This is a genomic window from Actinosynnema sp. NPDC091369, from assembly GCF_044757065.1.
Classification (GTDB): Bacteria; Actinomycetota; Actinomycetes; order Mycobacteriales; family Pseudonocardiaceae; genus Actinosynnema.
Genome location: NZ_JBIVUG010000002.1, coordinates 680,020 through 692,601 on the forward strand (window position 1 = coordinate 680,020; position 12,582 = coordinate 692,601).

Consider the following 12,582-nt stretch of genomic DNA (forward strand, 5'->3'; position numbering starts at 1 on the left):
GCGGGATCGGGTGGGGCGGGTGACGATGGTGGCCGGTTCGGGAGGTGGGGATGTCCGAGGTCGCCGGCGTGCGGGCGGAGCGGGCGGCGGGGTTGACCGCGGCGGAGGTCGCGCAGCGGGTCGCCGACGGGCGGACCAACGCCGTCCGGTCCCGCACGAGCCGCAGCGCGGGCCAGATCGTCCGGGCGAACGCCTTCACGCCGTTCAACGGGCTGCTGACCGCGTTGTTCCTGGTCATCCTGGCCACCGGGCGCTGGCAGAACGGCCTGTTCGGGCTGGTCGTCGTGGCCAACACGGCCATCGGCGTGGTCCAGGAGCTGCGCGCCAAGCGCACGCTGGACCGGCTCGCCGTCCTCAACGCGCCACACGCCCGGGTGACGCGCGACGGTGTGACGTCGGAGGTCGACGTCGGCGAGGTGGTGGCCGACGACCTGATCACCGTGCGCGCCGGCGACCAGGTCGTGGCCGACGGCGAGGTCACCGCGGCCGACGGCCTGGAGGTGGACGAGTCGCTGCTGACCGGCGAGTCCGACCCCGTGCCCAAGGCCGTCGGCGACGACGTGCGGTCCGGGTCGGTCGTGGTCGCCGGGTCGGGCCGGTTCCGGGCCACGGCGGTCGGCGCCGATGCCTACGCGACCCGGCTCACCGCCGAGGCGCGCCGGTTCACCGCGGTGCGGTCCGAGCTGGTCGCGGGCACGAACAAGCTGCTGCGGTGGATCTCGCTGATGATGCTGGTGGTCGGCCCGCTGCTGCTGTGGAGCCAGCTGCGCAGCCCCGACACCGACGACTGGCAGGAGGCGATGACCGGCGCGGTCGCGGCGCTGGTCGGCATGGTCCCCGAAGGGCTGGTGCTGCTCACCAGCCTGGCGTTCATGCTCGCCGCGGTGGCCCTCGCGCGTGAGCAGACCTTGGTGCAGGAGCTGCCCGCGGTGGAGGTGCTGGCCCGCGTCGACGTCGTCTGCCTCGACAAGACGGGCACGCTCACGCACGGCGACCTCGCGTTCGACCAACTCCTGGCCGACGGTCCGGAGGACGACGCGCGCGCCGCCCTCGCCCTGCTGGCCACCGCGCCCGACGCGAACGCCACGTCCGCCGCGTTGGCCGAGGAGTTCTCCGCCACCAATTGGCGGCGCACGGGCGGCGTGCCGTTCTCGTCGGCCCGCAAGTGGTCCTCTGTGGACACCGACGGTCACGGCACGTGGGTGCTCGGCGCTCCGGAGGTGGTGCTCCCCGAGGGCGGCCCGCTGTCCGACCGCGCCGCCGACCTCGCCGCGCGGGGCAAGCGCGTGCTGGTCCTCGCCTCGGCCCGCTCCCCCGGTGACGGCACGGCGCTGCCCGCCGGTCTCACCGGACGCGCGCTGGTCGTGCTCGCCGAGCGGGTCCGCGACGACGCCGCCGACGCGCTGCGGTACTTCGCCGAGCAAGGCGTGGCGCTGCGGGTGATCTCCGGCGACAACCCGCGCACGGTCGGCGCGGTCGCCGTGTCGGTCGGCGTGCCCGGCATCTCGGCGGCGGACGAGGCCGTGGACGCCCGCACGCTGCCCGACGACCCGGACGCGCTCGCCGACGTGCTGGAGGCGTCGGCCGTGTACGGGCGGGTCACGCCGCAGCAGAAGCGGGCGATGGTGGGCGCGTTGCAGCGGCGCGGGCACGTGGTGGCGATGACCGGTGACGGCGTCAACGACGCGATGGCGTTGAAGGACGCCGACATCGGTGTGGCGATGGGCAACGGCGCCGCCGCGACCCGGGCCGTGGCGCAGCTCGTGCTGCTGGACAGCCGGTTCGCGCACCTGCCGGACGTGGTCGCGGAGGGGCGGCGGGTGATCGCCAACATCGAGCGGGCGGCGAACCTGTTCCTGGTGAAGAACGTGTACTCGCTGGTGCTGGCCCTGGTCGTGCTGGTGAGCGGCATCGCCTACCCGCTGGCCCCGATCCAGCTGACCATGATCTCGGCGCTGACGATCGGCATCCCGGGCTTCGTCCTGGCCCTCGGCCCGAACCGGCGGCGTTACGTGCCGGGCTTCCTGGGCCGGGTGCTGCGGCTGGCCGTGCCGACGGGCGTGGTGATCGGCCTGGCCGCGTTCGGCGGCGACCTGGCGATCCGCTCGCTCGACCCGGCCGGCGGGCGGGTGGCCGGCCAGACCGTGGCGACGGTCGTGGTGCTGGTGGCGTCGCTGTGGGCGTTGTCCCTGCTCGCCCGGCCGTTGACGGGCTGGAAGGCTGCCCTGCTGGTCGGTCTCGCCACCGCGGCGGCGGTGATCCTCGCCGTGCCACTGCTGGCCACGGGCGTGTTCCTGCTGGAGGTGACCGCGCACCGGGTGCTGATGGGCCTGGCGGTGGGTGCCGTGGCCGCCGCGCTGGTCGAACTCATCGGCCGCTTCGTCCCGGCCCACCGCGGCTGATCCACTGTCGAACCGCGCACGCCCGCTGCGGTCAGGTGGTCGCCGATCCCCGGCGGGCCGCGGCCGTGCCCTCCGCCGGCGACTGGTCGGCTCTGGCGCGTTCCACGGCGTAGGCGCGCAGCAGGTCGTGCACGCGGTAGCGGTCGCGGGCGGTCGGTTCGGCCAGGTGTGCCGCGGCCAGGATGCCGACCACCCGGCGGGCGCTCGCGGTCGGCACGTCCAGCAGCACGGCCAGCGCGTCCAGCGACGCTTCCGACGTCACGTGCAGGCCGAACGCGCGGAACGCGGCGGCGGCGTCCGGCGGCAGCGCCCGGTACGACCACGACAGCACGGCGCGCACGGCCGCGCTCGGGTCGTCGCCGGACGACAGGAGGTCCAGGCGGTCCTGTTCGGTGGCGAGGTCGGCGGCGAGATCGGCCAACGTGGTGTACGGCGAGTCCGCGCAGCGCTCGGCGGCGACCCGCAGCGCCAGCGGCAGGCGGGCGCACTGCTCGACGATGCGTGCGGCGGCGGCCGGGTCGGCGTCGACCCGGTCACCGCCGGCGGTGGCGCGCAGCAGGGCGATCGACTCGTCCGGCGACAGCACGTCCAGGCCGAGCCGGCCCACGCCGTCGCGCGCCACCAGGCCCGGCAGCCGGTTGCGGCTGGTGACGATCACGGTGACGGTGTCGGACGCGGCCAGCAGCGGGCGGGCCTGGTCGGCGTCGGAGATGTTGTCCACCAGCACGAGGAGCCTGCGACCGTCGGTCACCGACCGGTACAGCGCGGCCTTGTCCTCCGTGTCGACGGGCACGAGTTCCGGGTCGACGTCCAGGGCGTGCAGGAAGCCCTCCAGCGCCTGCCCGGCGGACAGCGGTCCACGCGGCGCGTGTCCACGCATGTCCGCGTAGAGGTGGCCGTCGGGGAACCGGTCGCGGCGCAAGTGCGCCCAGTGGACGGCCAGCGCGGTCTTCCCCACGCCCGCGGTGCCGGTGATCAAGGTGGACGTGCCGGCGCGGGCGTCCAGCCGGTCCAGCTCCTCCGCGCGGCCGGTGAACCGGTACGTGTCCGGCGGGAGCTGGCGGGGCACCGGGCGCACGGACCGCGTTCGCGCCGCGTGGTGCATGTGCACGCCGCCGTGGACGGTGCCCGTCTGCACCGCCGAGCCGCCGACTTCGCCGGAGATGACGTTGGGGAGATCCACGCGTCCATCCATCCCTCCAGCGGGGTGCGGCGCACCGCAGTTCGGCGGACAGCGGGTGTTACGCGCCCACCGTGCCGTCGATGCCCTCGCGCAGGAAGTCGGCGTGGCCGTTGTGCCGGGCGTACTCGTGGATCAGGTGGAGCATGACCAGGCGCAGCGACACGTCCTCACCCCACCGCTCGTGGTGGCCGGTGACGTCGAGCGACTCGGCCTCCCGCTCGATGCGCCGCGAGTGCTCGACCTCCGCCTGCCACGCCTCGAACGCCTCGGACCTGGTCGCGGTGGAGGCGTCGTACGCCACCTGGAAGTCGCCGTCGGGCGACCACACCAGCGGGACGTCCTCGTGGGCGATCACCCGGCGGAACCAGGTGCGCTCCACCTCGGCCATGTGCCGGACCAGGCCGAGCAGGGTCAGCGTGGACGGCGGCATGGAGCGGCGGCGCAGGTCCTCGGTCGACAGGCCGTCGCACTTCATGGCCAGGGTGGCGCGGTGGTAGTCCAGGAACGCGCGCAGCGTCTCGCGCTCGCCGCCGCGCAGCGGGGGGCCGATCCGTTCGGTGGTCATGGGGCCATCCTGTCCGGCGGGCTAGGGTCGGGGCCATGGACCCCCGCGTGCCCCGGTACGGGAGCGGATCGCTCGCCGACGTCGTGCCGTCGCTGCTCGCCGGGATGGGTGTGCCCGGGGTGGTGGACGTGCTCGGCATCTCCGGCCCGGCGCGGGTGTGCGTGCTGCTGGTGGACGGCCTCGGGTGGGAGTTGCTGCGCGAGCACGAGGCGGACGCGCCGTTCCTGGCGTCGTTGGCCGGTTCGGCGATCACGGCCGGGTTCCCGGCGACGACGGCGACGAGCCTGGCCGCGCTGGGCACCGGGGTGCCGACCGGCGAGCACGGGCTGGTCGGGTACTCGTTCGCCGACGGCGGCGAGGTGCTGAACGCGTTGCGGTGGTCGCGGTACGGCTCGGCGGCCCACGTGGACCTGCGGGACGTGCTGGTGCCGGAGGAGGTGCAGCCGCGGCGGACGGCGTTCGAGGTGGCGGCCGACGCGGGGGTGGCGGTCCGGCTCGTGCTGCCGCGGGACCAGAAGGGCAGCGGGCTGACGCGCGCGGTGCTGCGGGGCGGGCGGTTCCAGGGCGTGCTCGGGTTCGGCGACCTGGTGACGCGGGTGGCGGAGGCGTTGCGGTCGGACGACCGGGTGCTCTGCTACGCCTACCACGCGGACCTGGACGCGCTCGGGCACGTGCACGGGCCGGGCAGTGAGGCGTGGCGGTGGCAGTTGCGGTTCGTGGACCGGTTGGCGGCGGCGGTGGCGGACGGGTTGCCCACCGGCGCCGCGCTGGTCGTGACGGCGGACCACGGGATGGTGGCGGCGGACGACCGGGTCGACTTCGACACCGACGACGTGCTGAGCGCCGGTGTGCGGGTGCTCGGCGGGGAGGCTCGGGTGCGGCACGTCTACACGTCCGAGGCGGAGGCGGTGCGGGCCCGGTGGGTGGAGCGGCTGGGCGACCGGGCGTGGATCGCGTCGCGCGCGGAAGCCGTGGCGGCGGGGTGGTTCGGGCCGCGGGTGGACGACCACGTGCTGCCGCGGATCGGCGACCTGGTGGTGGCGGCGAAGGGGTCGCTGGCGGTGGTGCGCTCGACGGTGGAGCCGGGGCTGACCACCTTCGTCGGGCACCACGGGTCCCTGACGGAGGAGGAGCAGCACATCCCGGTCCTGAACACGATCGGGTGATCATGGCCCGGACAGGTGCGGAAACAGCGTTCTCGTACCTCGGTCGGACCTGACCGAGCGCCGACCACCCCGCTCCACCACCACAGGGCCCGCCCGGACCCGGTCCGGCATAGCATCACGTCGGCCGCACGGGTGAGCACGGCCGGCACGTGCCGGTCCGCGTCGGCCCACGTCGGCCCCGTCCGGGACCACCGACGACCGCGGCCGCAACGGGAGGCGACGAGTGGAGCACGGGCCGGCCGCGGTGGACACGTCGGTCGCCGGTGTCGTGGAAGCCCGCTGGGGCGTCCGCCCGGAACCCGCGATCGCGCGCTACGCCGAGCCGGGCTGGCAGCTCTCCCCAGTGCCGATCGACCGCCGCTGCCCGAAGTGCGACGGCGAGCTCCACGGCCTCTACCGCGCCCACCCCGACCGCGGTCGGCAGCAGTTGCAGGCCGCGGTGGCCTGCCCCACGTGCCCGGCGTCGTTCACGCTGCGGGAGTTGAAGCTCGCCCAACGCTCCGTGCTGGGCGAGCTGCGCCCCGACGCGGTGTCCCGCCGCCTCGCGGAGGACGCGCAGCTCGAAGCCCTGGCCCGCACCTCCCGCGCCACCCGCCGACCTGCCGCCACCCCCACGCGTCCCGCCGCCGACCGGGACGCCGAGCCCGGTCCGGACCTGCCGCTGGAACCCGCTTCGCCGGAGGCGCGAGGCGCGGGGCGGTCGGGGGTGGCGGCGGATGCGGAGCGGCGGGGGCCGGCGGGCCGACCGGGCGCGGGATCGGCGCTGCCGGGGCCGGTCGAGGGTGCCGGCGGCGATCGGGCACGACGGGTACCGGCACGCGGGCCCGGCGGGAAACCGAGGCCGAGGCAGTCGGCTGACGGCATCGGCGCGGATCTTGAGGCGGCGGGGAGCCCGGGAGCGGCCCAGAGGTCGGGTCGGCAGGGCGAGCCGGAGGGCGCAGACGGCGGCGCGGCGGATGGCACGAAGGCAGCGGGCGGCGCGGCGGCCACCGACGGCACCGCGACGGCGACCAACGGCGCTGCGGCGGCGGGCCGTGCCGCGGCAGCGGATGCCACGGCGGCCGGCGGTGTGGCGGCTGGCCGGGCTGCGGCAGCGGGCGGTGCGGCAGCGGATGGTGTGGCAGCGGATGGTGTGGCAGCGGATGGTGCTGGTCGAGGTGGGGTAGGGGCAGAGGGTTCGGCGGTGGTGCGGCCGGCGCGGCGCACGTCGACGGTCGCGATGGCGGCGCGGATCCGGTCGATCCTCAGTGGGTCCGAGGTCGCGCCGGCGGCGCGGGTGGCGACGGTGCCCGTGTTGCCGCCGGCGTTGGCGGCGCGGCCCGTGTGGTGGTGCAAGACGGTCGACCCCGCGTTCGAGGTGCCCGAGGTGCCTCCCGGAGTGGACGTCAGGGTGATCCTGCCCGATTCGCCCGAGTTCGCCGCGGTCAAGGAACGGCTCACGGCCGCCGGTGTGCCGTTCAAAGCCCTCCGCCACTGGCTGGAGCAGGAGGAGGTCTCCGCGACCGCCGCCACCGCCTGGCTGTCCGACGTCGGCGGCGTGGTGCCGGAGCGCTGCGACTCGGTGGTCGACGAAGGCGCCCGCGCGGCCCGGTTGGCCTTCGAGGTGGTCTGGGACCTGCACGCACCCGCCGGACCGATCCCCGACCCGGTCCCCGCCTCCCGGTTCGTCCCCGACGACTGGGCCCGGTTCCTGCCGTTCCCCGTCCTCAACCCCGCCCAGGCCCAGGCCGCGCCCCACCTGGTGGACGGCGACTCCCACCTGCTGATCACCGCCCCGACCGGCGCGGGCAAGACGGCGATGGGCATGCTGGCCGTCCTCAAAGCGATCCTGCACGAGGGCCGCAAAGCCGCCTGGCTCGTCCCCCAGCGCTCCCTCACCGACGAGCTCGACCGCGAACTGGAGACCTGGCGCACCGAGGGCCTGCGCGTCGAACGCCTCTCCGGCGAGTACGCGGTCGACGTCGAGGCCGTCAAGGCCGCCGACCTCTGGGTCGCCACCACCGAGAAGTTCGAGGCCATCTGCCGGGCCAGTTCCCTCCAGGCCGCGCTCGGCGAGGTCGGCTGCCTGGTCGTGGACGAGATCCACCTGCTGGGCAGCCCCAACCGGGGCGCGCTGCTGGAGGCCCTGCTGGCCCGCGTCCGCGGCGCGGACTCGCCGGTGCGGATCGTCGGCCTGTCGGCGACGGTGTCCAACGCCGCCGAGGTCGCCGAGTGGCTGGAAGCCGACCTCGTGGCCACGACCTGGCGGCCGTCCCGGGTGACCTGGCAGCTGCCGACGATCCCGGCCGCCTCCGGCTTCACCGCGAACAACCGGCTGCGCGAGCAGGTCGTGCTGGACCTGACCGGCCGCCACACCGCCGAGGGCGGCAGCGTGCTGGTCTTCTGCGGCTCCAAGCGCAACGTCCGCTCGACCGCGATGGCGATCGCCGCCGACCGGGGCGCACCCGTGCACGCCGTCGCCGCCGACGACGTGGACGGCCTCACCGAGGTGTGCGCGGAAGTCGGCGTTCGCCTGCACTACGCCGACTACGAGCACAAGCACGCCGCCGAACGGGCGTTCCGGGCCCGTCAAGCGGACGTCCTGGTGGCCACCTCCACCGTCGCCGCGGGCGTGAACCTGCCCGCGCGGGCGGTGATCGTCCGGGACGTCTCCATCGGCGGGGAGCCGATCGACACGTCCACGGTGCTCCAGATGTTCGGCCGGGCCGGGCGCATCGGCGCCGGTGAGTCGGAGGGCTGGTCGTACCTCGTCGTCGACGAGACGCAGCGCGCCGACTGGCAGACCAGGCTGGTGGCCGGGTACTCGGTGTACTCGCGGATCCGCGACTCGCTGCCCGACCACGTGCTGGCCGAGGTGCTCCAGGGCCGGATCGGCACGATGGACGACGCGCAGGCGTGGTGGGTGGAGACGCTGGCCCACGCGCAGGGTGACGACGACCTGGAGCCGGTGCAGGAAGCCGTCGCGTTCCTGGAGGACGAGGGCCACCTGACCGTCACCGACGGCCGGCTCGCGATCACCGAGCTGGGCCGGTTGACCGCGCGGATGATGGTGTCGACCCACACCGGGCACCGGCTGCGCCGCACGCTCGGCCTGCTGCCCGTGCCGCACGACCCGGACGAGGCGGAGACGGCGCTGAGCCTGGTGCTGTCGGTCGCGGTGCGGGACCTGGCGGGCATCCCGGTGCCGGAGCCGGTGCGGCCCGCCGTGGCCACGGTGATCAAGGCGGGTGGCCGGACGTCGCAGATCACGAACACGACGTCGGTCAAGGGCCTGGGCTCGCAGACGACCACCGCGCCCGGCGACCTGGCGTGGGCGGCGTTGCTGCTCGCGGCACGCTCGCCGCACCTGTTCGACGGGAAGCGGCGCGTGGCGGGCAGCATCCCGATGGCCACCCTGCACCCGGTGTACGAGCAGGCGCCGAGGTTCCTGGCGTGGCTGGCCGCGCAGGGCGTGCTGGGCACCGTGCACCCGTGGATCGCCGTCGTGGCCGCCGACCTGGACCACCGCGTGCGCTGGCGCGCGCTCGCGCCGGGACGGGGCGCGGGCCGGTTGCTGTGGATGTGCGAGGAGATGGCGACCCGAGCGCACCTCCGGGACGTGGTGCCGGGCCTGTGGCGCTCGGCGGTCGCCCGCGGGGTCCGCTCCCCCGACTGGCCGCCGGGGCGGTCGCCGGCGGGGTGCGTCCTGGACCACGCCGGGTACACCGCGCTGCTGCGCGAGCGCACCACCAACTACGCCCTCGCCGCGCACGCCGACCACGCCACGGCCACGGGCGGCACGGGCGCTTCCGCGGTCGCCTGGCGCGGTCGCACGTGGACCGCGCCGTCGACGTCCGCCACGATCGCCTACCCGGAGTCCGAGGACGACGACCCGGGCGTGGCCGTCTTCACCCGCCGCGGCGACTACCGCGCCACCGGCTGGCTCGACGCCTACACGGGCTTGACCGCGCCAACCGACGCCGCTCCCCCGCCACCGAGGCGCACGCGTCGCGGCCTGGGCCGGTGATCACGCCACCTACCCGCGGCCCAGCTCCTCGTGCAGCATCGGTGTCAGGGTGCGGCTGAACGCGGCGTTGAGGTGGTCGGCGTCGTAGTACACCGCGATGTTGCCGACCACGCCGTGGCACTTGTGCTCGTCGCAGAAGTAGTCGCTGAAGTCCGCCAACGACACGCCGGGGTTGTCGCTGCTCCGGGCGACCTCCGACAGCGGGTCCGCGGGCTGCGCCACGGCGCGGTCCACCGAGCACACCGCCGGGTCGGCCGGGTTGAGCGCCACGCACTGGTGGTCGCGCACCTCGCCGTTCAGCGGCGGGTCGCCCAGCACGACCACGCGCGCCCCGGCGTCGGTCCACCGCTTCCAGCGCGGTTCGAGGCCGTCGCGGTACTGCTCGACCTGGGAACGGCCGCTGCCGTCGTCCACGGTTTCCTTGCGGGAGAAGAACGACGTCAGCACCAGCGACGGCGCGTCGTCGGCGATCACGTCGGTCATCCGCGCGGTCCAGTCGGCGCACTTGCGCTTGGCCTCGTCGGTCGCGGCAGCGCGGTAGCCGACGAAGTCGACCTCCGCGAACGGGCACCCACCCAGGTAGGCGTACTTGAACACCCACCCGTTGGCCCGCGCCAGGTCCGCGACCGGCGGCTGCCACTGCTGGGCGTGCGAGTCGCCGACCAGCCACACCGATCGCGCGCCGGCGGATCCGCCGCTGTAGTCGCACACCACCGCGTCGGCGACGTCCTCGAGCGGGGCGCAGCCGGGCGGCGGCTTGAAGTACTCGTTGGCCGGCCCCATGTGGACGATCTTCGCCGGGCCCAGCGGGTTCGGGCAGCCGTGGGCCGGGATCATCGCCTGCGCGCCCGCGCACGGACCGGTGCCGTGCTCGGCCACGTCGCGTTCGGCCTGCGCGACGTGCCGCCCGTAGGTCCAGTTCAGCCCGCCCGCGGCGGCGGAGACGACGAGCAGGCCGACCACCATCGCGGCGAACGTGGCGCCGGTGCCGAGCCGCACCGAGATGCCCCGGTCCTCGACCAGCACCTTGGACAGGTACGCGAGCACGAGCGACACGGCGAGAACGACGAGCAGGTACGGGGTGGTCATCCGGCCGGCCCGCAGCGCGTCGCCGAACACGAACGGCGCGATCATGATCAACGGCCAGTGCCACAGGTACAGCGAGTAGCTGATGTTGCCGAGGAACTGCACGGGTGAGGACGCGGTGACCGGCGCGTGCCACGGCCGTCCGGGGCGCTGCCCGGAGGCGATGACGAGTGCCGTGCCGACGGTCGGCACCAGGGCGAGGTACCCCGGGAAGGGGGTCCCGTGGCCGTACGCGAACGCCGACCCGAGGATCATCGCGAACCCGACCGCCGACGCGGCCCCGGAGAACCGCTTCGACAGCTCCACCCCGGTCAGCGCGACGAGCGCGCCGAGCGCGAACTCCCACACCCGGACCGGCGTGACGAAGTAAGCCTGGCTCGGTTCGACGTGGGTGTAGTAGACGCTGAACGCCAGGGAGGCCGCGCCGACCGCGGCGATGCCGACGATCTGGGCCCGTCGTCGCCGGACCTTGAACAGCAGCACCAGCAGCAGCGGCCAGACCAGGTAGAACTGCTCCTCGACCGACAGCGACCAGTAGTGCTGTACCAGGCTGGCCGCCGCGTTCGCCGCCGAGTAGTCGACCGACTTGGCCGCGAGGAGCCAGTTCTCCCAGTACAGGGCGCTGGCGAACGACTCCGCCGCGGTCGCTTCCCACCGGGGGTACGGCAGCAGGAAGTACGCGGCCACGACGCTCACCAGCAGGACCAGCATCGCGGCGGGCAGCAGCCGGCGGACGCGGCGGGCGTAGAAGCGGCCCAGGCGGACGCGGCCGGTGGCGGTGATCTCCCGGTCGAGGTGGGAGCTGATCAGGAAGCCCGAGATGACGAAGAACACGTCGACGCCGACGTAGCCGCCGGTGAGCCCGCCGGGCCAGAGGTGGTTGACCACCACGGCGAGCACCGCGATGGCGCGGAGGGACTGGATGTCGGTGCGGAACGCCGATGATCTTCGAGGGCGGGCGGGCGCGCGTTCCTCCATGATCGTGCTCACGCTTTAGCTCGTCCCCCACACGTGAAAACTGACTACAGGCTGTTAGCGCGGCACAGTACAGGACCCCGGCAGGCCGATCGCAAACCCGGAGTCGGGGGAGACGGCGGTCACCGGCGGTGGCGGCGGGCGTAGTGGCCGGGGGTGGTGCCGCGCCAGCGGCGGAAGGCGTGGATGAAGGCGGCGGGTTCGGCGTAGCCCAGCAGGGTGGCGATCCGCTCCACCGGCAGGTCCGTCGAGGTCAGCAGCTCCTCGGCCCGCTCGGCCCGCGCCTCGTCCAGCAGCTCCTGGTAGCCGGTGCCGCAGGCGGCCAGCCTGCGGCGCAACGTCCGCGGGCTCATCGCCAGCTCCGCAGCCACCTCCTCCACCGTCACGGCGAACGCGTCCGACCGCGCGAGCCGCGTCCGCACCGCCTGCGCCACCCCCGACCGGTCACGCCGGCGCGCCACCAGGTCGCGGCACTGCGCCTCGCACATCGCGCTGGTCTCCGGGCTCGCCAGGGGCAACCCGCGGCCGAGGAAGGAGATGTCGAACGAAGAACCGCACCGGTGCGCGTCGAACGTCGGCCGCACGCCCAACACGTCCTCGTAGCCGACCCCGGCGGGCTCCGGGAACGGGAGGTCCACCTCCAGCACCGGCACCCCGCCCGGCACCAGCTCGCCGATCACCGTGTGGATCGCGGCCAGGTCCCGCTCGACCAGGAACCGCGCCACCTCGCCCGGCAACGCGGTGGCGTCCAGCTCCACCCGCACCCGGTCGCCGTCGACCGACGCCGTCGGGTTGGTGAACGCGAAGCTCAGGTCCAGGTACCGCAGCGCCGTGTCGACCGCGTCCCGCACGGTCGCGGAGCTGAGGAACGCGTAGCCGAGGATGCCGAACGTCGTCGCGTGGTACCGCCGCCCGACGTCGACCCCGCACCCCGGCAGCACCGCCACCAGGTTGCGCACGACCCGCAACTCCTGCCGCGCGTCCACCTCCACCCCGGGCTCGGCCAGGTGCGCCGCCGTCACCCCGCTGCCCGCCAGCAGCCGGTCCACCCCGATCCCGTGATCACCCCCGTACCGCACCAGCAGCGCCACGCTCGCGATGCCGCGGCGGAAGTCCCAGTGCCGCACCACCGGCTCGGCCAACGTCGACATGGCCACCATTGTCAATTACCCGACCGGTGATGTCCTGGTTCGTTCGAG

The 12,582-nt window shown here is 74.6% G+C and carries 7 protein-coding genes; 3 read left to right on the plus strand and 4 right to left on the minus strand.

What is annotated here, in order from left to right; all coding sequences use genetic code 11:
• The first annotated feature begins 50 nt into the window (after positions 1–50).
• Complete coding sequence (locus ACIQMJ_RS11230; RefSeq protein WP_499760809.1) at positions 51–2,402, plus strand: HAD-IC family P-type ATPase; 2,352 nt, start codon at positions 51–53, stop codon at positions 2,400–2,402.
• Positions 2,403–2,433: 31 nt separating this feature from the next.
• Here ACIQMJ_RS11230 and ACIQMJ_RS11235 read toward each other — a convergent pair whose 3' ends face one another.
• On the minus strand, positions 2,434–3,585 hold the full coding sequence (locus tag ACIQMJ_RS11235) for a hypothetical protein (protein WP_499760810.1): 1,152 nt from the start codon (positions 3,583–3,585) through the stop codon (positions 2,434–2,436).
• A 58-nt stretch (positions 3,586–3,643) separates the two neighbouring features.
• Positions 3,644–4,150, minus strand: coding sequence for a DinB family protein (locus ACIQMJ_RS11240; protein WP_499760811.1), 507 nt, complete (start codon positions 4,148–4,150; stop codon positions 3,644–3,646).
• A gap of 35 nt (positions 4,151–4,185) precedes the next feature.
• Between ACIQMJ_RS11240 and ACIQMJ_RS11245 the strand changes: the two genes are divergently transcribed.
• Both ACIQMJ_RS11245 and ACIQMJ_RS11250 read left to right on the plus strand, forming a co-directional pair.
• Positions 4,186–5,316, plus strand: a complete 1,131-nt coding sequence (locus tag ACIQMJ_RS11245; RefSeq protein WP_499760812.1) for an alkaline phosphatase family protein — start codon at positions 4,186–4,188, stop codon at positions 5,314–5,316.
• Positions 5,317–5,539: 223 nt separating this feature from the next.
• Positions 5,540–9,322: a DEAD/DEAH box helicase gene (locus ACIQMJ_RS11250; RefSeq protein WP_499760813.1), complete on the plus strand. Its 3,783-nt coding sequence runs from the start codon at positions 5,540–5,542 to the stop codon at positions 9,320–9,322.
• Between the two features lie 9 nt (positions 9,323–9,331).
• Here ACIQMJ_RS11250 and ACIQMJ_RS11255 read toward each other — a convergent pair whose 3' ends face one another.
• The gene (locus ACIQMJ_RS11255) at positions 9,332–11,398 is read right to left on the minus strand and encodes an acyltransferase family protein (RefSeq protein ID WP_499760814.1); all 2,067 of its coding nucleotides are present in this window, start codon (positions 11,396–11,398) and stop codon (positions 9,332–9,334) included.
• Positions 11,399–11,505: 107 nt separating this feature from the next.
• On the minus strand, positions 11,506–12,534 hold the full coding sequence (locus tag ACIQMJ_RS11260; protein WP_499760815.1) for an AraC family transcriptional regulator: 1,029 nt from the start codon (positions 12,532–12,534) through the stop codon (positions 11,506–11,508).
• Between the last annotated feature and the right edge of the window lie 48 nt (positions 12,535–12,582).

Bases quoted from the DNA above. Each gene is read 5' to 3' on its own strand.
- ACIQMJ_RS11240 (WP_499760811.1), bottom strand. From the start codon at position 4,150: ATGACCACCGAACGGATCGGCCCCCCGCTGCGCGGCGGCGAGCGCGAG.
- ACIQMJ_RS11245 (WP_499760812.1), top strand. From the start codon at position 4,186: ATGGACCCCCGCGTGCCCCGGTACGGGAGCGGATCGCTCGCCGACGTC.
- ACIQMJ_RS11260 (WP_499760815.1), bottom strand. From the start codon at position 12,534: ATGTCGACGTTGGCCGAGCCGGTGGTGCGGCACTGGGACTTCCGCCGC.
- ACIQMJ_RS11230 (WP_499760809.1), top strand. From the start codon at position 51: ATGTCCGAGGTCGCCGGCGTGCGGGCGGAGCGGGCGGCGGGGTTGACC.